General features: G+C 48.0%; 20 protein-coding genes. 4 read left to right on the forward strand and 16 right to left on the reverse strand.

Annotated features, from left to right (window positions below):
- Nucleotides 1-395 precede the first annotated feature (395 nt).
- Nucleotides 396-1,592 carry an NO-inducible flavohemoprotein gene (hmpA, locus tag M3212_RS17110; RefSeq protein ID WP_251195192.1) on the reverse strand — a complete coding sequence of 399 codons (1,197 nt, stop codon included), beginning with the start codon at nucleotides 1,590-1,592 and terminating at the stop codon, nucleotides 396-398.
- Between the two features lie 201 nt (nucleotides 1,593-1,793).
- Here hmpA and M3212_RS17115 point away from each other — a divergent pair, with 201 nt between their 5' ends.
- The gene (locus tag M3212_RS17115) at nucleotides 1,794-2,231 is read left to right on the forward strand and encodes an Rrf2 family transcriptional regulator (RefSeq protein ID WP_251195193.1); all 438 of its coding nucleotides are present in this window, start codon (nucleotides 1,794-1,796) and stop codon (nucleotides 2,229-2,231) included.
- A 102-nt stretch (nucleotides 2,232-2,333) separates the two neighbouring features.
- Here the strand turns inward: M3212_RS17115 and M3212_RS17120 are convergent, their stop codons facing one another.
- On the reverse strand, nucleotides 2,334-2,669 hold the full coding sequence (locus M3212_RS17120) for a general stress protein (RefSeq protein ID WP_434084057.1): 336 nt from the start codon (nucleotides 2,667-2,669) through the stop codon (nucleotides 2,334-2,336).
- Between the two features lie 323 nt (nucleotides 2,670-2,992).
- Here M3212_RS17120 and M3212_RS17125 point away from each other — a divergent pair, with 323 nt between their 5' ends.
- Nucleotides 2,993-4,027 (forward strand): NADH:flavin oxidoreductase/NADH oxidase, encoded by a 1,035-nt coding sequence (locus tag M3212_RS17125; RefSeq protein ID WP_251195194.1) that lies wholly within the window; start codon nucleotides 2,993-2,995, stop codon nucleotides 4,025-4,027.
- Nucleotides 4,028-4,056: 29 nt separating this feature from the next.
- On the forward strand, nucleotides 4,057-4,956 hold the full coding sequence (locus M3212_RS17130; protein WP_349774204.1) for a DMT family transporter: 900 nt from the start codon (nucleotides 4,057-4,059) through the stop codon (nucleotides 4,954-4,956).
- A gap of 208 nt (nucleotides 4,957-5,164) precedes the next feature.
- Here the strand turns inward: M3212_RS17130 and M3212_RS17135 are convergent, their stop codons facing one another.
- The 7 genes from M3212_RS17135 to M3212_RS17165 all read right to left on the reverse strand — a co-directional run bounded on the left by M3212_RS17135 (nucleotide 5,165) and on the right by M3212_RS17165 (nucleotide 15,433).
- Complete coding sequence (locus tag M3212_RS17135) at nucleotides 5,165-7,306, reverse strand: methyl-accepting chemotaxis protein (RefSeq protein WP_251195196.1); 2,142 nt, start codon at nucleotides 7,304-7,306, stop codon at nucleotides 5,165-5,167.
- A gap of 399 nt (nucleotides 7,307-7,705) precedes the next feature.
- Entirely contained in the window at nucleotides 7,706-9,547 is a 1,842-nt protein-coding gene (locus M3212_RS17140; protein ID WP_251195197.1) for a PTS fructose transporter subunit IIABC, read from the reverse strand.
- A 5-nt stretch (nucleotides 9,548-9,552) separates the two neighbouring features.
- Nucleotides 9,553-10,470 carry a 1-phosphofructokinase gene (pfkB, locus tag M3212_RS17145; RefSeq protein WP_251195198.1) on the reverse strand — a complete coding sequence of 306 codons (918 nt, stop codon included), beginning with the start codon at nucleotides 10,468-10,470 and terminating at the stop codon, nucleotides 9,553-9,555.
- The gene (locus tag M3212_RS17150; RefSeq protein ID WP_251195199.1) at nucleotides 10,467-11,216 is read right to left on the reverse strand and encodes a DeoR/GlpR family DNA-binding transcription regulator; all 750 of its coding nucleotides are present in this window, start codon (nucleotides 11,214-11,216) and stop codon (nucleotides 10,467-10,469) included. Before M3212_RS17150 ends, pfkB begins: the two co-directional genes overlap by 4 nt.
- Before the next feature lie 175 nt (nucleotides 11,217-11,391).
- Complete coding sequence (locus M3212_RS17155; RefSeq protein ID WP_434084058.1) at nucleotides 11,392-13,260, reverse strand: ABC transporter ATP-binding protein; 1,869 nt, start codon at nucleotides 13,258-13,260, stop codon at nucleotides 11,392-11,394.
- Entirely contained in the window at nucleotides 13,257-14,984 is a 1,728-nt protein-coding gene (locus tag M3212_RS17160) for an ABC transporter ATP-binding protein (protein ID WP_251195200.1), read from the reverse strand. Before M3212_RS17160 ends, M3212_RS17155 begins: the two co-directional genes overlap by 4 nt.
- A complete protein-coding gene (locus tag M3212_RS17165) occupies nucleotides 14,981-15,433 on the reverse strand; it encodes a MarR family winged helix-turn-helix transcriptional regulator (protein ID WP_251195201.1) in 453 nt (150 codons plus the stop codon). Before M3212_RS17165 ends, M3212_RS17160 begins: the two co-directional genes overlap by 4 nt.
- Nucleotides 15,434-15,597: 164 nt before the next feature.
- Here M3212_RS17165 and M3212_RS17170 point away from each other — a divergent pair, with 164 nt between their 5' ends.
- Nucleotides 15,598-16,053, forward strand: a complete 456-nt coding sequence (locus M3212_RS17170; RefSeq protein WP_251195202.1) for a DUF2188 domain-containing protein — start codon at nucleotides 15,598-15,600, stop codon at nucleotides 16,051-16,053.
- 63 nt (nucleotides 16,054-16,116) lie between these two features.
- Here M3212_RS17170 and hprK read toward each other — a convergent pair whose 3' ends face one another.
- The 7 genes from hprK to M3212_RS17205 form a co-directional block, all read right to left on the reverse strand.
- The gene (hprK, locus tag M3212_RS17175) at nucleotides 16,117-17,058 is read right to left on the reverse strand and encodes an HPr(Ser) kinase/phosphatase (RefSeq protein WP_251195203.1); all 942 of its coding nucleotides are present in this window, start codon (nucleotides 17,056-17,058) and stop codon (nucleotides 16,117-16,119) included.
- A 112-nt stretch (nucleotides 17,059-17,170) separates the two neighbouring features.
- Nucleotides 17,171-17,716, reverse strand: a complete 546-nt coding sequence (locus tag M3212_RS17180; RefSeq protein ID WP_251195204.1) for a GNAT family N-acetyltransferase — start codon at nucleotides 17,714-17,716, stop codon at nucleotides 17,171-17,173.
- A gap of 261 nt (nucleotides 17,717-17,977) precedes the next feature.
- Nucleotides 17,978-19,027 (reverse strand): galactitol-1-phosphate 5-dehydrogenase, encoded by a 1,050-nt coding sequence (locus M3212_RS17185; RefSeq protein WP_251195205.1) that lies wholly within the window; start codon nucleotides 19,025-19,027, stop codon nucleotides 17,978-17,980.
- Nucleotide 19,028: 1 nt separating this feature from the next.
- Nucleotides 19,029-19,196 (reverse strand): hypothetical protein, encoded by a 168-nt coding sequence (locus M3212_RS17190; RefSeq protein WP_251195206.1) that lies wholly within the window; start codon nucleotides 19,194-19,196, stop codon nucleotides 19,029-19,031.
- 27 nt (nucleotides 19,197-19,223) lie between these two features.
- The gene (locus M3212_RS17195) at nucleotides 19,224-20,258 is read right to left on the reverse strand and encodes a zinc-binding dehydrogenase (RefSeq protein ID WP_251195207.1); all 1,035 of its coding nucleotides are present in this window, start codon (nucleotides 20,256-20,258) and stop codon (nucleotides 19,224-19,226) included.
- Between the two features lie 35 nt (nucleotides 20,259-20,293).
- Nucleotides 20,294-21,553, reverse strand: a complete 1,260-nt coding sequence (locus M3212_RS17200) for a galactitol-specific PTS transporter subunit IIC (RefSeq protein WP_251195208.1) — start codon at nucleotides 21,551-21,553, stop codon at nucleotides 20,294-20,296.
- 77 nt (nucleotides 21,554-21,630) lie between these two features.
- Nucleotides 21,631-21,915: a PTS sugar transporter subunit IIB gene (locus M3212_RS17205; RefSeq protein WP_251195209.1), complete on the reverse strand. Its 285-nt coding sequence runs from the start codon at nucleotides 21,913-21,915 to the stop codon at nucleotides 21,631-21,633.
- Nucleotides 21,916-21,917: the final 2 nt, after the last annotated feature.

Below are 21,917 nucleotides of genomic sequence, written 5' to 3' on the forward strand. Positions count from 1 at the left end.
TATCAAGTAGATTTGTAAAATGAAGGGGGAGCAAAGGATTGCTTCCTCTTCATTTTGGACAGTGAATCCGTCAGTTTTAGGACAATTAGCGCCGTCAAGATCCAGACATTGTAGAACGTCATTAACAACATATTTTTAAAATTTTTTTAAAAAGCAGTAAACTTTGTCCTTGCACTAATTTTCTAAAATACTTTAATAGTATCTTTATGTAATCGGATTTCTTCATTAATAGAATTAAACTCATTTTTCAGATTGGAATTATGAATGCCCTTCTTTTCCTGATTTTAATTAGTAAACTTCCATTTCCAAGTTAGTTCGTATATTTTGTTCTAATTGAATGATAAAGGCTGCCCTCAAGGAAAGATTTCCTTTTAAGACAGCCTTCTATTATCCTGTTATAATTTCATCGCCGGGCCAAAAAATTCATAATGTTTCTGTTCCTCATTGATTCCCCAACTTGTTAAAATCTGATCGACAGTTTTCATAAAACCAACCGGACCGCAGAAATAAAAATCAGCATTCTTTTTTTCAATAATTGTTTGAAGCCATTCTTCATCAATATAACCAGCCTTATCATATTTTGGATCTTCAGAAGCCGGCTGCTCATAACAGTAAAATGCCCGCACATGCTCATGCTCAGCGGTCAGCTGATCCACTTCGGCGCGCAGGGCGTGATGCTTGCCATCCATTGCCGCGTGAATAAAGGTTACGTCTCTTTCTTGCTGTTCCCGCACCGCAGTTTTCAGCATACTGACAAGTGGTGTTAAACCTACGCCTCCACTGATTAGCACTAATGGACGAGCGCTCTTCGAAAGGATAAATTCACCCGCAGGGGCACTGACTAACAGTTCATCACCTTCCTGCAAATGTTGATGGAGATACGTCGAAACCTTGCCTTCCGGTTCTTTCTGATCCTCGCGCTTTACACTAATACGGTAATAATCCTGTCCCGAGACGTCCGATAAGCTGTATTGGCGAATATGCGTATATTGTTCACCCGGAATTTCAAGCTTTACACTGATGTATTGACCCGCTGAAAACGGAGGAAGTATCTTACCGTCAACCGGTTTCAAATAAAAGGATGTGATCACTTCACTTTCTTTCACTTTACGCTCAATCACAAATGGTTTGAAATCCGCCCAGCCTCCCTGCTGCGCTTCCGTCTGCTCATACATCTCTGCCTCGACCGAGATAAAAATATCAGCGATGACCCCGTAGGCGGCAGCCCATGCTTCCAGGATTTCTTCTGTCGCCGCTTCCTGCAATACGTCCTTGATCGCTTGCAGCAAGTGTTCACCTACGATTGGATAATGTTCTGCTTTGACCCCCAGGCTCCGGTGCTTATGGGCGATCTGCTTGACGACAGGTAAAATCGTTTCAAGCTGATCAATATGCACCGCCGCAGCATAGACCGCATTCGCTAAAGCGGCCTGTTGTCTGCCTTTCTTTTGATTCGCATGATTAAAAATGTTCAATAGCTCCGGATGATTGGTAAACATCGTCTGATAAAAATGTGTTGTGATTTTCTCCCCATGCTCCTCTAACACTGGTACTGTTGATTTAATAACCTCAATTGTTTTCTGATCTAACATTTTAACTCCCCCTACCCCATTAGTTTATGAAGCTAGTTTCATTCTTTCACTAATGGAGGTTAAAAGCAATATTTTAAATACTTCTTTAATAATTTGGACACAAATCTTACGCATTACATGCCATTTCTCTTTTTTGATGATACCATTAATGAAAAGAGATTTAATGGATTCAGGTTGCCACCCTTAGAAAGGAAAGATAACATGCGCTTAACAAATTATACAGACTACTCCTTACGCACATTAATTTATTTGGCTGTACGCAAGCAGGAAAAACTGGCGACTATCAAGGAAATCGCCGACAGTTACCACATATCGAAAAATCATCTGATGAAGGTCGTATATGAGCTTGGAAAAGCAGGCTATCTTGAAAACATTCGCGGTCGCAACGGGGGGCTCCGTTTAGGAAAAAGCCCGGAAGAGATTAACATCGGTCAGGTTGTCCGGCTGATGGAAGAGGATTTTCATACAGTCGAATGCTTTGATCCAAGTAAAAACCTTTGTGTGATTTCACCATCCTGTCGTTTAAAGGGAGTATTGGGCGAAGCGATGCATGCGTACCTGTCAGTGCTAAATAAATATACGCTGGCCGATGTACTCGTAAATGAAGAGGAGCTGTTCCAGCTTTTGCGTTTTGAATAGACGAAAACAAGCAGCCGCCCCAAAATAAATCCTTTTTGGGGCAGCTGCCTTACTGATGACTGACAGTGATGCCTAAACGATGCTCTCTCACTTCACTCTGCATTAATTGTTGTTATTGTTGTTGCTGTTGTTGTTGTTGCTGTTGTTGTTATTATTATTGGAAGACTGGTTGTTTCCCGAAGAATTTCTTCCTCCCTTTTGACCTATCTCCTGAAAATGCTCTCTATCATGCTGACGGGCATTTTCTTCTCCACCCTTTTTTCCAATCTCCTGATAAAAGGAACGATCATGATTTTGGCTTGTCTGTTCGCCGCCTTTTCTGCCAATTTCTTCGAAGTGCTCTCTATCGTGCTGGCGAGCATTCGCTTCTCCACCTTTACGACCTGCTTCCTCACGTGTCATGTTTCCAGTAGAATTGTTTGTAGCCATTTCCATCATCCTCCTTGAAAGTTTTATTGGGTGTTACATAACTCTATGTACCAACATTAGTGAAAAGCAAAACCCTAATTTATAACTTAATTTGATAATTAGTGCATTTTATCTATTATATGTAATTTATTATCTTTTTCTTATTACATAGGTTTCCGTCTTCCTCACTATGTAAACGAAACAATGATAGAAATAGGCACATTGGTTTCCTTTCTTCCTATTTATTAGTAAAATAACTACGTGGAGTCCTGACGAAACCGTTCCATTCAGAAGAAACTTCACAAATGCATTACATATTAGCAGACCGATTGAAAACTAAAGGAGGAACAGAGATGACACATTTATTTTCCCCGTTTTCCTGCAAAGGACTTACATTAAAGAATCGTATCGTGATGGCGCCAATGTGCCAATACTCAGTCGAAGCCAAAGACGGCAAGCCGAATGATTGGCATTTTACACATTACACGTCTCGGGCGGTCGGCGGAGCCGGCCTGATTATCATTGAAATGACCGACGTCGAGCCGGATGGCCGGATTACGGACTATGATTTAGGAATCTGGTCCGATGATCATGTTCCGGCTTATGCGAGAATCGTCGAAGCGTGCCATAAGCACGGCGCAAAAATGGGGATTCAAATCGCCCACGCAGGCCGTAAAGCGGAGGATGCCGAACTTCCTGTTTCCTCATCAGCAATTGCCTATGATTCAACCTTCAAAGTGCCAAAGGCGTTAGCCAAGGATGAGATTAATGCCCTTGTGGAAAAATTCCGCCAGGCGGCAAAAAGAGCTGTTCAGGCCGGTTTTGATACGATTGAATTGCACGGGGCGCATGGCTATTTGATTCATCAATTTCATTCCCCGCTTATTAATAAGCGTGATGACGAATATGGAGAGAATCTGGCCAAATTCGGCGTCGAAGTCATTCAGGCGGTAAAAAGTGAGCTGCCGGCAGAAATGCCATTGCTGATGCGTGTCTCGGCAACAGAGTTTTCAGCTGGCGGATATGACGTTGCCCACATGTTAGATATCTGCAAGCAGTATGAAGCTGCCGGTGTCGATATTTTTCATATTAGTGCCGGCGGGGAAGCTCCGCTCGAAGTTGCCGGAATGGGTCCGCACGGCAAACCAGGTACGCACTCCGGTTATCAGGTACCATATGCGCAGGCGTTTAAGCAACAATTTGACCTGCCAATCATCAGTGTCGGGAGACTGGACAGTCCAGAACTGGCTAATGCGGTCATCGGCAACAATGATGCCGACTTAGTAGCGATTGGTCGCGGTCTGCTGCGCGATCCATATTGGCCGCTTCATGCTGCCCGCACGCTCAACCATAAAATCGACATTCCGAAACAATATTCGCGAGCATAATCGTTTTTTAACTGGGGGAGATCCTTATTATCTGGTTAACGATTTTACTTTGTTTAATTTGGGGATTTAATTGGGTCGTTATGAAAACGGCCCTTGATTATTTTCCTCCTGTCCTTTTTTCGGCCATTCGGTTCTGTTTAGGGGCGGCAGTCCTATTAGCTGTTTGCTATTATAAGCGGATCCCATTGCCGCAAAAAGGCGATTGGAAATGGTATGCGATTTGCGGCCTGCTTCAGACCGCCTACGTCTTTACGATCAACCAACAGGCTCTTCAGTATCTTGATACAGGAATTACCAGTTTATTATCTTTCACGATGCCGTTTTGGTTCGCCTTCCTTGCCCACTTTTTTCTCGGTGAACGGTTGACAGCCCTAAAGATCACAGCACTTTTTTTAGGGATTATCGGGCTTTTTTTCATTCTCGAAATTAACCCACTTCAATTTGAATGGAGCGGACTGGCCTTTATCATGCAGTTGCTCGTTCTATCGGGGTCAGTCGGCTGGGCGGTTTCAAACATTATCGTAAAGAAGATTCTCCAGAATCATAATAAGATCCAATTCACGACTTATCAGATGGCGATTGGAGCCGTCGGATTATTGGTCTACTCCCTTCTCTTCGAAAGAGGAGAATCCATTCAATGGGGGATACCTGCTGTCTTAGCCTTGCTGTTCGCTGGAGTGATCGCCTCTGCGTTTGCGTTCGTGCTATGGTTTTATTTACTTGAAAAGGGCGAGGGTGGCAAGGCGTCCCTATCATTACTGCTCGTCCCGATGATCGGCGTCCTTTGCGGCTGGCTTCTGCTCGGGGAGTCGATTCATCCTATTTCAATCGTCGGGATGGTGTTGATCCTCCTTGGAATCGGGCTCGTTAACCTGAATGAGAATCATCAGCTCCGCTCCCCGTTAAAGCTGAAAAAGAAAGCGATGTAAGCCGGTATACAAAAAAAGAGCTTGAGATAAAAGGATAGCTTTTCCCTTTTATCTCAAGCTCGAAGCAATGCGCAAAGTCTGAGCCTGCTTGTTACATCCTTACCGAGGACACTCGCTTTGATAAAGATTTGCCCAGAACGGGGCCACTGCCATGTTTTTCATTCTCATCTTCGTCTTTCTGTCCCAACCCCGATGCTTCAACTAACGTTTATCGACGGGATTGTTCCTGCTCCTCAGCTTCTTCCGGCTCAGTTCCTTCCGCCTCGGCTTCAACCTCAATTTCTTCTACCCCGGTTTCCACGTCAGCTTCATCACGGAAGTCTTCGAAGTCTTCGATTTCTTCAGCTATTTCTTCAAAGTCGCTGTATTCCTGAGCTGCATTGCTATCGTCAAGCTGGAATTTATTCACCTCGGCTAACAACGTTTGTGAAAGTTGCAGAAGTTCAGTTGCCGAGATATTCACTTCTTCAATCGCCTTAATTTGATTTTCACTTGATGCCATCACTTCTTCACTTGATGCAGCGGACTCTTCCGATACTGCGCTTATATCCTGCATCGCCGCTACTAAATTACGAGATGATTCCGTCGCGGTCGTAAGAGCATGTCTAATTTTCTCTGTACTCTCTTCAATTCCCGTTACATGCTCAACAATATCGTGGAACGATGTTAGCGTCTGATCGACGGTTACTTGCTGGCGCTGATTGTATATTTCCAACTTCTGCGCTTCCGAAGTTGACGCCGCAATTTTTTCATTGATCGTCTTAATGACTTTCTGGATGTTATTTGTTTCACCCTTTGTCTTCTCTGCAAGCTTGCTTACTTCATTCGCGACGACAGCAAAGCCTTTTCCAGCTTCTCCTGCCCGCGCCGCTTCGATTGCCGCATTCAGAGCAAGCAATCCAGTACTCTCTGAAATTTCCTCAATCGTCACAAGAATTTTAGCAATTTGCTGAGACTGGTTCGCTACGTCCTCAACACTGTTGATCACCGTTTGAGCCAGAGCTGTGTACTCTCTTGACGTCTGATCAAGCTCGTTGACGACTTCGATACCGGCCTGTCCACGCTCACTCGTTGTTTGTGCCTGAACGGCAATATCTTCAGCATGTTCATTGATCGTATTAATTTGCGCAGTCATACCATCAATTAAGCGCGAGCCCTGCTCAATATCGCTCGACTGCTGCTGCGCTCCTATCGCTACCTGCTCAATTGCCTTACTGACCTCATAGCTTTGCGCCGTCGTCTGTTCAGAAACAGCGGATAAAGACTCTGACGAGGCCGACAGTTGATTGGCAGCACTCTTAACCTCAATCATCGACTTTTGCACTTGGGCCGCCATCTCATTAAAGGTGCGTGCTACTTTGCCAAGCTCATCCTTCCCGCTGTCTTCCACCCGGTAAGCCAGGTTTCCATCGCCGATGATTTCCGCTCCGCTTTGCAACTGCTGTACTGATTTTGAAATCGAACGCAGGACGATCGAACCAATTCCGACAAGAAGGAGCAGAATAACCGCACTTACAGTCGCCATAATGATCATCAACATTCCCATCAGGCTTTCTTTTTCCTGAACAATCCGCTCATAGCTTTCTGTAAGAACATTGTTAATGTTTCCGACTTCAATATCCATCGTACCGATGATTGATTGGAAAACCTGGGAGGATGAAAGCTGGGAAATAATCAGCTGCTGAATTGAATTAAATATCCCGGTATAGGAATTTAACGCATTGATCAGCTCCTCCTGCTGGGCCTCCGGATAATTGCCGCTCATAATTCGCTCGGCAATCTGTTCTCTTACTTGTGAAAATTCACTGACCGGAATCTGGTCGGCGATAAAGTCTTTTTCAATCATCCGCAATTCTTGGAACAGCTGTAATGTTACTGTATCATTTTGCGCTCTCAGCAACGCGTCAAATTGCTCCGCCGCCTGGTTCAGCTCCCCACGTTTGCCGCTGTCAGGCCCATATCCGATTTCCTGCTGCGTTTGAACGAGCTCCTGAAAGCGTGTCGAATACATCGTTGAATATTGAGTTAAAATCCGGCTGCTTTCACTGATCGCGTCATTGTTCGTCATGCCGGCAAGCTCATCGACCGCTGCCTGCAGCTGTGTGATTTCACTTTCCACCGCGACAACATTTTCCTCATTGAAGGATTGCAAAAATTCAGATTCGTTAACCCGAGCCTGGTTGGCATGTAACAGGATCTTCTGTCCTAAGTTTACCGCCTCAACAATCCGGTCGGTTTCATTATCCATGACTACTAGTTCATTATAAGCATAATAAACAGCTCCAAGTAATAAGACAAATCCAATTACCGCAGTTAAAATAATTCCAATAAGCTTCTTACGAATACTCATACTGCCCTCCTTAGTCCTTCTTACACAAAAAAGTATACTTTTCTAAAACATCCTGCCAATTATGTATAACACTCCTTCATTTGGAATGGTACTATTATACCTTACCACAATGAAAATAGTTCTATAAAGAAATTTTTTCATATTTACTTATTTTTCGTCAGCAATTTACAAGATCCTACCCTCAAGAAAGCGGGAGTGAGAGATAATTGTTTTTTTCGTTTGCCAAAGCCTTTAAGCAATGCAGAGAACCGTCACGATTCTTGCAGTGGGTTTCTCACTCCGGATTTGTGGCATGTGGGGTCAGTGACTTCCATGTATCATCCCGAATAGTCCTTTTTGATCAAAAAAAGGAATGATCGCCCTCTATAGGCAGACCATTCCTTTTGTAAAACAGCAGCTTCAACTTACTTTTTTCTTCCAAACCCCGAGAATCAGTGCGGTGACCACGGCTCCTGCAACTATCGCCAATGCATAAAGGAGCCAACTTCCGTACACAAGACCGATGACAAATGCCCCACCATGCGGCGCAGGCAGCCCGATGCCGAAAAATGCCGTTAACCCGCCGGCCACCGCCGCCCCGATAATCGCCGCAGGCAGCACCCGCCCGGGATCCGCCGCAGCAAACGGAATCGCTCCTTCCGTAATAAAGGAAGCTCCTAGCAGGTAGTTCGTTTTTCCTGCTTCACGCTCTTGTTTGGTGAACTTGCTTTTAAAGAAGCTCGTCGCCAACGCGATCCCAAGCGGAGGCACCATCCCTCCCGCCATGACCGCGGCATGCGGTCCGAAGTTGCCGGCATCAATCATTGCAATGCCAAAGGTAAAAGCCGCTTTGTTGATCGGACCTCCCATATCAATCGCCATCATACTCGCTAGGATGACGCCGAGCAGAACGATATTGGTTGTTCCCATCCCTCCAAGCCAGCTTTCGAGTGCGGAGTTAAATGCGCTGAGCGGACTAACGAGAAAAAGCATCGCCATCCCGGTTAGAAAGATATTCAGCACCGGATAGAACAAAATCGTCCGAACCCCGCTGAGCGCGTCAGGCAGACCGGCCAGCATGTTTTTAACCATCAGCGCGATATAGCCGCCGAGAAAACCGGCAATCAGCCCTCCAAGGAAACCGGCTTCGCCGTTGAACGCGATTAAGCCGCCGACCATCCCGGCGGCAAAACCAGGCCGGTCAGCAATACTCATTGCAATAAACGCCGCAAGCACCGGGATCATTAATGCAAAAGCCGTGCCACCGCCGATCGCATCAAGCATCGCTGCTAATGGATGATCTAAGTCGATATCGATCATAAAGGAGATCGCGATTAAAATTCCACCGCCGACAACGAACGGAAGCATATTGGAAACCCCATTCATCAAATGCTTATAAAAGCCCCCGCCGCTTGTTCCTTCTTCCTTCCTATCCTCCTGCTTCGAGCCATGGTACACTGCCGCATCCCCAGCTAAAGCCTTCTCCAGCAACTCCTTCGGCCGCTTGATCCCATCAGCCACGGGTACCTGAATCAGCCGCTTTCCGGCAAAACGCTCCAGCTCAATTTTTGTATCGGCGGCAACGATGATTGCCTCAGCCTGCTCGATATCCTCAGCGGTTAAGCGGTTCTTCACCCCGCTCGAACCATTGGTTTCTACCTTACATGAAATATTCTGCTCGTTTGCTGCCGACTTCAGCGCATCCGCCGCCATATACGTGTGGGCGATTCCTGTTGGGCAGCCGGTGACAGCGAGTATCTGGTAGCCTTGCTGCCCGTCTTCCTCGTTCTGCTCTTCCTCAACCGCCTCCTGCTCTTTTATGTCAATCGCATTGATGACATCATCCACGCTTTCAGCCTGAAGAAGCGCTGCTCGAAAGCCTTCATCCATCAAAAAAGTCGACAGACGCGAAAGTGTCGCCAAATGCTGCTCATTTGCCCCGGCAGATGCGGCGATCATAAACAGCAAATGAGTCGGCTGTCCATCAAGCGCATCATAATCAAGCCCGGCTGTCGAACGGCCAAAGGCGATCGCTGGGGTGCGAACCGCTTCACTTTTGGCGTGCGGAATCGCGATCCCGTCGCCAAGCCCCGTAGTACTTTGGTTTTCCCTCTTCCAAATCGCCTCTTTGTAGCCCGCAGCGTCTTCAAGACGGCCGGCTGAGTCGAGCTTGGCAACAAGCTCATCAATCGCGCTCGCCTTATCCTTGGCCTCCATCTCTATAATCACGGTGTCTCTTTTTAATAGATCGGAAATTTTCACTTTACTCACCCTTCCCATATGCTGGCTTTAATCGTCGCCGCTAATCTCTCCACTTCTTCCCGTTGGCAAAATGTCGAAGAAAACGCCGTGGCACTGCCGGCCGCGACTGCAAAGCAAAAGGCCTCCTTGAGGGCAAGCCCCTCTTTCTGCGCCGCTAAAAATCCAGCCACTACCGAGTCTCCTGCCCCGACCGAATTTTTCACGGTTCCCTTCGGTGGAGAAACGGCAAAAATCTGGCCGTTGGCGCCAAGAATCGCCCCTTCTCCGGCAAAGGAGACAAGCACATAGTGAACCCCTTGTTCATGAAGCTGCCTGATAAAGGGAAGCGCCTGCTCAGGTGTGGAAATCACCGTACCAAACAACTCGCCTAATTCATGATGATTCGGTTTAATAAATGTCGGCTTCGCCTCCAGCACCTGTCGCAACGGCTCACCACTCGTATCCACAAACACCTCTGCTCCCTTAGCTTGCGCTTCGGCAGTCATCGTTTTATATATTTCATGCGGAAGTGACCCCGGGACACTGCCCGCCAGGACGAGCGTGTCACCTGGCGAAAGAACGGCGAGCTGCTCATACAGCCGGCTGAGAGCCTGTTCATTGATGACTGGCGAGACGCCATTAATTTCGGTTTCCTTGTGCCCTTTTATTTTGATATTAATCCGCGTATCACCCTCGACCGCTGTGAAGCTCGTCCCGATGTCTTCCTCTTCGATCACGCTTTTCACAAACTCACCTGTGAAACCGCCAATAAAGCCTAACGCTTCACTGTGATGTCCAAGCCGCTTTAAGACGCGCGACACATTGATCCCTTTACCGCCCGGTTCCTTCCGGTCAGCCGCGGAACGGTTCACCATCCCAATCTTGATCTCATCTACCCGGACAAAATAATCCAGCGCCGGATTTAATGTCACCGTATAAATCATAGCGATACCACCTCAATATTCGTCATCTGTCTCACATCGCGCTCTTCTTCGACCTTTGAACTTGTAATCAGCGTCACCTCGTCGATCGCGGCAAATTTCGCAAAAGCAACCTCGCCGAATTTCGAGTGATCCGCTACGACATATGTTTGGCGCGAGCGCAGTTTGGCATATTCTTTAATAAAGGCTTCCTGCGGGTCGGGAGTCGTGCAGCCGTCCTGCTTTGTCACCCCGTTCGTTCCGAGAAAAGCTTTATCAAAGCGGAATGTTTCCAGCGTTTGAATCGCTGAGCGCCCGACAAAGGCTCTCGTGCCTGCCTTCACTTCTCCCCCAACAACATGTGTTTCGATTTCCAAATCAGCCAATAGCCCAATGTTCATCAGGCCGTTCGTCACCACAGCAACCTTTTTATTTTTAAGAAACGGAATCATCTCCAGCGTTGTCGTACCCGCATCGAGAAAAATACAGTCTCCTTCTTCGACGAAGGCAGCTGCTCTTTCAGCAATCGCTTTCTTTTCCTGAATGTTTTTGACCGTTTTTTCAGCCAGTGTCGGCTCTTCAAGCTTTTTTTGCAAACGAGTCGCCCCGCCATGAATCCGCTTTAATTTTTTCTGCTGTTCAAGCTCGGTTAAATCCCGGCGGATCGTCGATTCGGAGCTTCCCGTTTCATCGAGCAGTTCCTGGATACTTACCGTCTGCTTTTCCAGCAACAGTCTCAATATTTTTTCGTGTCGTTCTACTGTCAGCATGTACCTTCACCTCATTGCCTTACTGATTTCATTATACACGAAAAACGATTATTTTCAATCAAAAACGATCAACTTCAATCAATAAAACCCAAAGCGTTTACTGTCATTCCGCCTCATTTAGAAACAAAAAAACTGACTCAATAGGTAATCTCCCTTTTGAGTCAGTCTGCTTACTTCAATTCGCCACAGCCGCCTCGGTAAACTGGCTGTTATACAGCTCGGCATAGAAACCATTCTGATCGAGCAGTTCCTGATGCGTTCCCTGTTCGATAATGTCGCCGTGATTCATGACAAGAATTCGGTCCGCGTCACGAATCGTCGAAAGCCGGTGGGCGATGACAAAGCTTGTGCGGTCCTTCATCATTTCGTTCATCGCCTTCTGGATGTTCATCTCTGTCCGTGTATCGACGTTACTCGTCGCTTCATCAAGGATTAGGATCAGTGGGTCCGATAAAATCGCCCGGGCAATCGTCAACAGCTGACGCTGCCCCTGCGAAATATTGGCCGCGTCCTCGCCTAGCACCGTATCGTAGCCATCCGGAAGCGTGCGGATAAAGTCATCGGCATACGCACTTTTCGCCGCCTGAATGATTTCCTCCTCCGTCGCCCCTTCCTTGCCGTAGGCGATGTTTTCCCGAATCGTTCCATTGAACAGCCATGTGTCCTGAAGCACCATCGCAAAACGGCTTCGGACCTGCTCGCGACTCAGCTTCGCATAGTCAATTCCATCCAGTAAAATCCGCCCGCGGTCAACTTCATAGAAGCGCATCAGTAAATTAATCAGCGTTGTCTTTCCGGCTCCGGTCGGGCCGACAATCGCGACCGTTTGACCAGGCTCGACTTCAAGTGTCACATCATTAATGACAGGCTGATCTTTATCATAGCCGAACGAGATATGATCGAAGGTGATACGTCCCTTTATTCGATCTAAGTCGGTAATGATTTCCTTTTCCGGCTTTTCTTCCTGCTCGTCAAGCAGCGTAAAAATCCGTTCTGCTGAGGCTAAGGCCGATTGAATCATGTTGGCAATCCCGGCAGCCTGAGCCATCGGATGAGAAATTTGCTGAGTATACTGGATAAAGGCCTGCACATCACCGATACGAATGCTGCCATTGATAACGAGAATCCCGCCGGCAATACTGACAAGCACATAGCCAAGGTTACCGATAAACGTCATCATCGGCATCATGATTCCGGAAATAAACTGTGATTTCCAGCCGGCCGTATAAAGACGGTCATTCATCTTATCAAATCGCTTAATCGCCTCTTCTTCATGACCGTAGGCTTTCACCACCTGATGGCCGGTGAACATTTCCTCAATATGGCCATTCACCGCTCCAAGCTCTGCCTGCTGATTGACAAAGTACTTTTGCGAGCGTCCGGCAATAAAGCGGATAACGAGAACGCTGAGCGGCAGCGTCACGCAAACAACCAATGTCAGCAGCGGATTAATGACAAGCATCATCACGATAATCCCGACAATCGTAATGACTGATGTGATGATTTGTGTCAGCGCCTGCTGCATCGACGTATTAATATTATCGATATCATTTACCGCCCGGCTGAGCAAATCCCCGTGCGAATGCTTGTCGAAGTAGCGTAACGGCAGCCGCGATAGCTTTTCATTCACTTCCTTCCGCATACTGGCAATCATCCGCTGTGACACACCGGCCATTACATATTGCTGAACGTACATGAATAACGAAGACACGGTGTACAGAACAAGCAGCCAGAACAGAAGCTGCCCGAGAAAGGCGAAATCGACTCCCACCGACTGCACGAAACTGTCAAACAGCGATGACGTCGCATCCCCAAGCAGTTTCGGACTGATGACGTTAAAGAGAGTCCCTATTAACGCCGCGATCCCTACAAGGATCAGCTTACCGGCCTGAGGCTTTAAATAACGGGCGAGCCGACGCAACGTTTTCTTAAATTCCTTCGGCTTCTCGCCGGGCATTCCCGCCGCCTTGTGCCCGCTTCCGAACGGGTTTCCGCCGCCACCGGATTGTCCGGCTTTCATTGTTGGCTTTTTTTGATCGGTCATGCGCTCTCCTCCTCCGATTGCTGGGACGCGACAATTTCCTGGTAAACGCCGCAGGTTGACAGTAGTTCCTGATGCGTGCCAATTCCGGCGACTTTCCCTTCATCCAGCACGATAATTTGATCGGCATCGACGACCGTGCTCACCCGCTGGGCAACGAGCAGAATCGTCGCCTCTGCTGTCGTTTCCTTTAAAGCCTGGCGCAGCTTAGCATCGGTCTTATAGTCCAGCGCGGAAAAGCTGTCATCAAACAGATAGATTTGCGGCTTACGGGCCAGTGCCCGGGCAATGGAGAGCCGCTGCTTTTGCCCGCCTGACAGATTGGCCCCGGCCTGATCAATTTCGGCGTGAATCCCCTTCTCACGCTCACGGACAAATTCACCAGCCTGCGCTGTTTCGAGCGCATTCAGTACTGCTTCATCGCTGATTTCTTCGTTTCCAAAACGAATATTGGCGGCAATCGTTCCGGTAAACATCGATGCCTTCTGCGGGACGTAGCCCAGCTTATGACGCAGCGTCTGCTGGGCCATCGCCCGGATATCAACGCCGTCGATTTCAATCGAGCCGCTCTCGACATCATAAAAGCGCGGAATTAACTGAAGCAACGTTGACTTACCGGCCCCTGTGCTGCCGATAATCGCCGTCGTCTCTCCCGGCTTCGCCTGAAAAGAGACCGATTCAAGCGCCGGCTTCTCGGCTCCCGGATAACGGAACGTGACATCTTTAAAAGCCAGCACGCCCCGTCTTTCATTTGCTTCCGCCGCCTCCTGCGGATCCTCGATGTCCGATTTCATTTGCAGCACTTCATTGATACGTCTCGCTGAAGCCTGTGCTCTCGGAATCATCACAAATGCCATCGAAAGCATGACGAGTGAGAAGAGAATCATCATTGCATATTGCAAAAAGGCCATTAAATTTCCGACCTGCATCTCGCCAGCGTTGATCCGGATCGCCCCGAACCAGACGATCGCGATATTCGTATAATTCATTACGATCATCATCACCGGAAACATGCTGGCAAGAATCCGGTTGACGCGAATCCCTGTATCACGGAATTCCTGATTCGCTTCATTAAATCGCGTCTTCTCAAAAGAAACCCGATTAAATGCTCTGACTACCCGTGTCCCAATTAACGTTTCCCGTAACAGCAGGTTAAGCCGGTCGGTTTTTTTCTGCAATTCACTAAAAAGCGGAATCGCGCGCCGGGAAATGAGCCAGATCGCCCCGCCCAGCACCGGCAGCGCCGCAAGGAAAATGAGCGATAAAACGGCATCGCGCGATATCGCCAAAATAATCCCGCCGACGAGCATCAAAGGTGCTCTTGTCATCATCCTCAGCATCATATTGACGACATCCTGGACCTGTTTAATATCATTCGTCGTCCGCGTAATTAAAGAAGCAGCACCGATTTTATCATATTCCTGCAATGAAAAATGCTCGACATGGACAAACAGCTTGCGGCGGATGTCACGCCCGAAGCCGAGGGCGACCTTCGAGGCGAAAAAGGTGACGAAGACCGTCAGCACAACAGCGAGAATCGAGCAAACAATCATCCAGACGCCAATTTGCAAAATATAGCCAATATCACCATTTACGATTCCAATGTCAACAACATCCGCCATCAGTGTCGGCAAGTAAAGCTCTAATAAAATTCCTCCAAGTGTCAGGAGCAGAACGAGTCCAACTTGCCATTTATACGGCTTTATATAGGTCAGTAAATTTTTCATGCTTTTCCCCTCATTTTATCCATGAACTGCTCTTCAATATAATTAAGAGCTTTCGTCAGTAATTCAGCCAATTTATCACTATCTTCCTTCCCAAGATAGGCCGTTAACCCTGAGAAGATACTGTAAATATTTTGTTCTATTTCCTCGGCGGCTACCCATCCTTCCTCTGTTAAATGGATTCTCACCACTCTGCCGTCCTTCGCATCCCGCTGGCGCTGAATCAAACCTTTTTCTTCTAACAGGTTGACCTGCTGGGTAACAAACGGTGACGTTACCCGCAAAGCGACGCTGAGATCGGATACTTTCAGGCCTCTCGAATTGCTTTTTTTTAATAGATAAAGGACTCTGCTTTCACTTGTTTTATGGTCAACAGATCGAATATTCGTTTCAAGCTGTTTACGGTGAAGCCGTATAAAAAGCTGGATAAGCTTTTCCGTTTCCTGATCCATTCCCTTACCCCTTTCCAGCCAAATTAATTAAGTAACTAACTTATTCAGTATTCTTCATCATACTCTTTCCGGCTTGAAAGTCAAGAATCTTTATCAGCCAAAAGGTTTACTCTTTTTCCAGAAGGGAAAACGTACATCAACAGCTGATTGGAGGTGTTGATCCCATGCCGTGGGACACAAAAGATTACCCGAGTTCATTGAAAAATCTTGACCCGGCCATCCGAAAGAAAGCGATTGAAATCGCCAATGCGATGGTCAAGGACGGCTATGAGGAAAGTCGTGCGATCCCGATTGCGACGAAGCAGGCGAAAGAATGGTATGAGAATGCAAGCAAGCAGGAGATCAAGCAGATCAAACAGGCCGGCGATCAGGAACTGCAATCCCACAAGAAGAACAGCAGCAGCCGGCCCGAGCTGATGGATAAAGGGGAACACGTCCTTGCCCATGAGGATGGCTGGGCCGTTCAGGCCGAGGATGCCAAACGACCTTCAGAAGTGTTCAGCAAAAAAGAAGAGGCGATTGACCGTGCCCGAGAAATCGCCAAAAATAAGCAAACTCATCTGATCGTCCATAAAAAGGATGGAGCTGTACAGGAAAAGACCTCCTACGAGCCGAAATAAAGACGGACGAAAAGCTAAGAGGCCGGTCAAAAGGCTCTCTGTTTTCCCTTTTGACCAACCCCTCTAGTCCGCGCTTTGATCAGATATATCAGAAGCAATCCTGCTCATAAACTCCTCTGCTGCGCTGTAGCCCTGCTGCCGCAAATACCAGTTATTCGCAGCCGCTTCAATCAATCCGGCGACATCGCGTCCGGGCTGGAGCTGAATTTCAATGGTCGGTACTTTCACGCCCATATAATCAGTAAATTCCGCTTCCTGCTCCAATTCATTGTTAAGCGCATCCTTCTCCCACTTCGTCAGGTTAATATCAAGCGCAATCCTCGTCTCCTCCTGAAACGCCTTGCGCCCATACATTCGCACAACGTTTAACAAGCCGACGCTCCGCAACGCCAAAAATTCCTTCGTTTTCTCATCATGGGTTCCTAACAGCGTCTGTGGACTGAGCTTCTTTAAGACGACGATATCATCAGCGACAAGCCGATGACCGCGTCCGATCAACGTATGAGCCGTCTCACTTTTCCCTACACCTGAATTTCCGCGCAGCAAAACACCGATCCCGGATACATTGACGCACACACCGTGAATCGACATTTCCGGCGCCATCTCCTTCACTAAATAGGCATCCAAATACGTTATGAACTCCGATGTCGTTTCAGGCTTGTTCGTGATAAGCAGGGGAATCCCCTCTTCGAGACAATACTTCGTCAAATAGGTAAGCCCTTCTTCTCCCGCCGTTACAATAAAGCAGGGGGGATGATAGTGAACAATGTTTCCAATCCGGATTTTCCGTTCTTCTTTACTTAGCTTATGCAAATAATTAATTTCTTTTCTGCCGAGAATCTGTATTCGTTCTGTCGGAAAAAAATCAAAATGACCGACGAATTCCAATCCGGGCCGATGGACCCGTGACTGGGTAATCAGCTTTTCATTTAAGTTCTCGCCCGCCAGCACGCGCAACGAAAATCGCCGCACCAGATTTTCAACCGTTATCGTTTTTCCGCTCATACCCGCCTCCTCCAGCCTTCTAACCTTCGATTATACTCAATATAGAGGAAAAGATCACCCTTGACGCATTATCGCCAGCAAATTTTCAGCATGTCCTCATCAGGCCCTTGCTTCAGCCTTTTTTCCATTCCGCAGCCAGCATGCCGTAAACGACCGTATCGACATAATGATCATAGAGCCATTCCGCCTGGCGAAGCGTCCCCTCCTGAACAAAGCCAAGCCTTTCAGGGACCGCTCTGCTCTTTGTATTTTCGACCGCTGCCCGTATTTCTACTTTGTTCAGCTTCAGTTCAGTAAATGCATAATCCGTCAACGCCTGCGCCACCCGCGTCATAATTCCATTTCCCTGATAGTCCTTCCCTAGCCAATAACCGATATAAGCGGTTTGATTCGCCCGGTTGATCTGATTGAAGCCGGCCACGCCGACAGCCTGGCCGCGATATAAAATGACGGTCTGCAAACTTCTGCCTTCAACGAAACCCTCCAGCGACATTTTGATAAACGCTTCCGTGTCTTCTACCTTTGTCGTCCCATCAAGCCACGGCAGCCACTGGCGCAAATATTCCCTTGAACGCTCGGTTAACTCGAATACTCTTTCACTGTCTTTACCCTCGATCAGCTTCAGCGACAGCTCATCGTCAATTTTATGGATAAACAAATGACCCCCTCCTATCAGCACATCCTTTATCGACGAAGTATAATAAACCTGCATGAGCTAGTCAAGGAGATCTTTGGTTTGACGATTTGCTATAGCCGTTATATTCTCCTTTGCACCCGCACCTGCTTATCTCGTTTATAGGATCATTTTCAATGACGGAGCCGGCTGGCCCCTGTGAAAGAAGAAAGAGGAGGGGCAAAAGGTTGTTTTCCCTTTTGCCCCTCCTCTAAGCAACGAGTTTAGCAGCATTATAATAGCCGGTTAACACTGAGGATGAAAGAGCGCTTTTACATAGCCCTTGCCCCCATTTGTCATGTCACGGAATGCGTTTGGTCCTTCTCTTAGTGGCAATCGATGGGTAATAATCGGTTCCACCCGGATCGCGCCTGTCTTCATAAAATGGACGGTCGCCTCCCATTCCCGGCCTGGAAACGGGGAGGAGAGCGCATTCCACGAGCCATAGAGACGCAATTCATTGCGGACAATTTTCTCAAAATAAAAGCGTTCGACATTCACGTCACCGTAGGGGATTCCGAGAAAAACGACTTCTCCGCCTTTTTTCGGCAAGGCGAGCACTTGCGCCGAAGTGACAGGAGAGCCTGCCGCCTCGACTGCAAGGTCGACGCCTCGGCCGGCCGTCTTCTGATACATTTGTTCGTGGACCGGTGAGTGAGCGGCATGAATGATCACGTCAGCGCCGAGCCGCCTCGCAAGATCGAGCTTTGCTTCGTCGATGTCGATCGCAAAAACCCGCTTCGCGCCAAAAATTTTCGCCCATTGAACCGCCAGCAGGCCGATGCTGCCGCAGCCGATAATCGCGACATCCGCTCCAGCCTGGATTGTCGTTTGATAGAAGCCATGAGTAACGACCGCGGACGGTTCAATGAGAGCGGCGGTATCATAGTCAATCTCTTCCGGCAAGGAAATGACGTTCCGTTCCGGTAGCGTCACATAGGTTGCAAACGCGCCGGGATGCCGTGCCCCGAGCACTGTTAAAGCTTCACATTGCGATAGCTTCCCCTGCTGGCAGCTTGGGCAGCTTCCACAATGAAAGGCGGGACAACCCGCCACCCGGTCTCCTACTTGGACGCTTTGTACATTCGCCCCTACTTCTTTCACGATACCGGAGAATTCATGACCGAATGTCATTCCTTTGACGTAGGGGCCTAGTTTTTTATACCGTGATAGATCAGAACCGCATATGCCGGCAGCCATCACTTCAATTATGACGTCATCTTCGGAATTGAGAACAGGCTCTGGCATGTTCATATAACGGATATCCTGCACGCCATATAAATTTAACGCTTCCATACTACGCCCTCTCCTGACCTTCACTCGTTTTCTTCATTTTCGGCTTTGCGAGAACGCTATAGAGAGCAAAGCCAACGATCAGCGAGTTGAAAATCATTTGGTAATCCACATAAAAGCTGACCAGACCTCTTAATGGACCCAGCATAAAATCAAGCATTAGCTCGACCATGTTTCATCACTCCGATCTTTTTGCACCTTATTGTTCCTCCGGGGTTAAAAGCACTTTAATTGCTTCTCCGCTTTTGATTGCTTGATAGGCATCTTCCCACTGTGTAATCGGAAATTCGTGTGTGACAAGCGCCTTCGCATCGACCTGTCCTTTATTCAGCAGCGCCAGCGACGGCTCCCAATCGGCCGGCTTCTGGCTCCGGCTGCCGACAACGCGGATTTCTTTTTGAATGATTTTCTCCAGATCGAAGGACACTTCCGCTGTCGCAAACAACCCCACCTGGCCGTACTGCCCTTTCTTCCGTAAAAGATCAAGTCCCTGCTTAGCGGCCGCCGCTGCCCCTGAGCATTCATAAACGACATCAGCGCCATATCCGTCCGTCAAAGAGCGGACGAGCTCTTTCACATCCTCTTCCTGCGTGTTGACGACATAGTCGATTCCGAGCTCCTTCGCCTTTTTGAGCCGGAGTTCATCATTGGTCAACCCCGTAATGATGACCCGTGCTCCTCTGCTTTTTGCGACCTGGGCCGTAAAGAGCCCGATTGGTCCTGGCCCAATGACAACGACAAGATCACCGTTTTCAATCTTCGTTTTTGCCACAGCATGATACGTGCAGGCGAGCGGCTCCGTCATCGCTGCGGATTGATAATCAACACCTTCCGGCAGATGATGCAGGCTCTCTTTTCTGGCGATCAAGTATTTGGCAAAACCGCCATCGACCTGTGTACCCAATCCTTTGCGATGCGGACAAAGATTATAATCGCCTGACTGGCAATAGCGGCATTCCCCGCAAACCTCGAATGTTGTCTCCGACGTGACGCGGTCACCCACCTTGAAATCCTTAACCCCCGCGCCGACCTCGACGATTTCTCCGGAAAACTCATGACCGAGCGTCACCGGGGTCCGTACTTTATAGTGGCCTTCATACGTATGAATGTCCGAGCCGCATATCCCGGCGTACTTCACTTCGATTTTCACCTGGTTCACACCCGGCACCGGTTCTGGTTTTTCTTGAATATGAAGATGGCCAAAGCCGTCTTCTGTTTTGACCAATGCTTTCATTCTGTCGCCTCCTAGCCTGTTGCTCTTTGCTCCTATCAGCTGAATAAAGCAAAAAGCTTTACGATAATATAATTGATCATGTTGCCGCCCTGATCGATGCTTGAAATCAGTCCCGCCCCTTCAGGGATGTTGAAATTGCTGTCGATCGCCATTTGCGTAAAAATCGGCGCAACATCTGTCGCAATGTAAAGGGAAATCGCAATCATAATCGTACCGACGATAACCGAATGGACAATATTCCCGCGTGCCGCTCCGACAATAAAGGCGACAATAAACGGGATCGTCGCTAAATCACCAAATGGAAGCAGCGCATTTCCCGGCAGCACGACCGCCATAAATACCGTGATGGGTACTAAAATCAAGGCAGTTGAGATCACCGATGGATGCCCTAACGCGACAGCCGCATCCAGTCCGATATAAATTTCCCGATCACCAAAGCGCTTATTTAACCATTCACGCGCCGATTCTGAAACAGGCATTAGCCCTTCCATTAAAATTTTGACCATCCGTGGCATTAAAACCATCACCGCCGCCATGGCGATCCCGATCTCGATCACATCACCGATGCTGTATCCTGCCAGGAAGCCGATAGTCGCCCCTAGGACAAGACCGATAAACATCGATTCTCCTAAAATACCAAAGCGTTTTTCAATTGTTTCCGGATCGACATTCCACTTTTTCACCCCGGGAATCCTTTGCAGACCTTTGACTAAAAAAATTCCCGGCGCGTATGAAATCGTACTTCCCGTTGCGATTGAAACCCCCGGCAAGTCGTAAAACTCGCCGATCATCGGTGCCGTCCAGTCAGCAATTTTCAGGCAAACAATTTGGAAAAGAACGGCCGCAAGTAACGCCAGCACAACCTGGTTCGTAATCGTGTAGACCATCGCCGCTGTGAAAGTATAATGCCAGAAGTTCCAAATATCGACATTCATCGTCTTCGTTGTTTTCGTCGCGAGCATAATCACATTGACCATTAAGCCAAGAGGAATAATAAATGCAGCAACAATCGAGGCCCAGGCAATTGACGATGAAGCCGGCCAGCCGATGTCAATGACATTTAATTCGACGCCGAGCCGGTCCACCATTCCCTGCGCCGCTGGACCTAAATTGTGAACGAGTAAATCAACGACCAGAAAGATTCCAACGAAAGCGATTCCAATTGTCAGCCCCGAGCGAAATGCTTTGCCCGGCTTTTGCCCAAAAATCATCCCGAGGATAAAAATCGCGACCGGTAAAATAACCGTTGCTCCTAAATCTAAGAACGCTTGAATGAAATTCACGAAGCCCTCCATCTGTCTTCCCCCTTTTTTCCGAGCAGAGTCCGGCTTCCTCCAGGAGGGGAAGCCGAGTCATTTATTTCATCTCTTTCCTACGCTTTCAGCGCTTCGAGAATCTGTTTCTTTGTCTCGTCTGTTCCGATCCCGGTTAAAAATGAGCGGGCGTTAATAACCGGAAATGGATATTCCACTTTCGTCATCGCTGTCGTGACGAGAAGATCTGCTGTATCTTTATGACTTGCCACTTCGGCAATTTTAATTTGGACTAAATCGATTGTTAAATTATGCTCTTTCGCCATCTCTTCAATCGCGTTGTTGACAACCGTCGATGTGGCGATCCCTGCCCCGCAGGCCACTAATACTTTTTTCTTTTTCATCG

It is taken from the genome of Halalkalibacter oceani (genome assembly GCF_023715705.1).
GTDB classification, from domain to species: Bacteria; Bacillota; Bacilli; order Bacillales; family Bacillaceae_D; genus Halalkalibacter; species Halalkalibacter oceani_A.

Excerpts from the sequence above, each read along its gene's own strand:
- M3212_RS17120 (WP_434084057.1), bottom strand. The coding sequence starts at position 2,669 with ATGATGGAAATGGCTACAAACAATTCTACTGGAAACATGACACGTGAG.
- M3212_RS17135 (WP_251195196.1), bottom strand. The coding sequence starts at position 7,306 with ATGAGTATTCGTAAGAAGCTTATTGGAATTATTTTAACTGCGGTAATT.
- M3212_RS17205 (WP_251195209.1), bottom strand. The coding sequence starts at position 21,915 with ATGAAAAAGAAAAAAGTATTAGTGGCCTGCGGGGCAGGGATCGCCACA.
- M3212_RS17150 (WP_251195199.1), bottom strand. The coding sequence starts at position 11,216 with ATGCTGACAGTAGAACGACACGAAAAAATATTGAGACTGTTGCTGGAA.
- hmpA (WP_251195192.1), bottom strand. The coding sequence starts at position 1,592 with ATGTTAGATCAGAAAACAATTGAGGTTATTAAATCAACAGTACCAGTG.
- M3212_RS17170 (WP_251195202.1), top strand. The coding sequence starts at position 15,598 with ATGCCGTGGGACACAAAAGATTACCCGAGTTCATTGAAAAATCTTGAC.
- M3212_RS17165 (WP_251195201.1), bottom strand. The coding sequence starts at position 15,433 with ATGGATCAGGAAACGGAAAAGCTTATCCAGCTTTTTATACGGCTTCAC.
- M3212_RS17195 (WP_251195207.1), bottom strand. The coding sequence starts at position 20,258 with ATGAAAGCATTGGTCAAAACAGAAGACGGCTTTGGCCATCTTCATATT.
- M3212_RS17190 (WP_251195206.1), bottom strand. The coding sequence starts at position 19,196 with ATGGTCGAGCTAATGCTTGATTTTATGCTGGGTCCATTAAGAGGTCTG.
- M3212_RS17125 (WP_251195194.1), top strand. The coding sequence starts at position 2,993 with ATGACACATTTATTTTCCCCGTTTTCCTGCAAAGGACTTACATTAAAG.
- M3212_RS17185 (WP_251195205.1), bottom strand. The coding sequence starts at position 19,027 with ATGGAAGCGTTAAATTTATATGGCGTGCAGGATATCCGTTATATGAAC.
- pfkB (WP_251195198.1), bottom strand. The coding sequence starts at position 10,470 with ATGATTTATACGGTGACATTAAATCCGGCGCTGGATTATTTTGTCCGG.
- M3212_RS17200 (WP_251195208.1), bottom strand. The coding sequence starts at position 21,553 with ATGGAGGGCTTCGTGAATTTCATTCAAGCGTTCTTAGATTTAGGAGCA.
- hprK (WP_251195203.1), bottom strand. The coding sequence starts at position 17,058 with ATGAGCGGAAAAACGATAACGGTTGAAAATCTGGTGCGGCGATTTTCG.
- M3212_RS17160 (WP_251195200.1), bottom strand. The coding sequence starts at position 14,984 with ATGAAAAATTTACTGACCTATATAAAGCCGTATAAATGGCAAGTTGGA.
- M3212_RS17155 (WP_434084058.1), bottom strand. The coding sequence starts at position 13,260 with ATGACCGATCAAAAAAAGCCAACAATGAAAGCCGGACAATCCGGTGGC.
- M3212_RS17115 (WP_251195193.1), top strand. The coding sequence starts at position 1,794 with ATGCGCTTAACAAATTATACAGACTACTCCTTACGCACATTAATTTAT.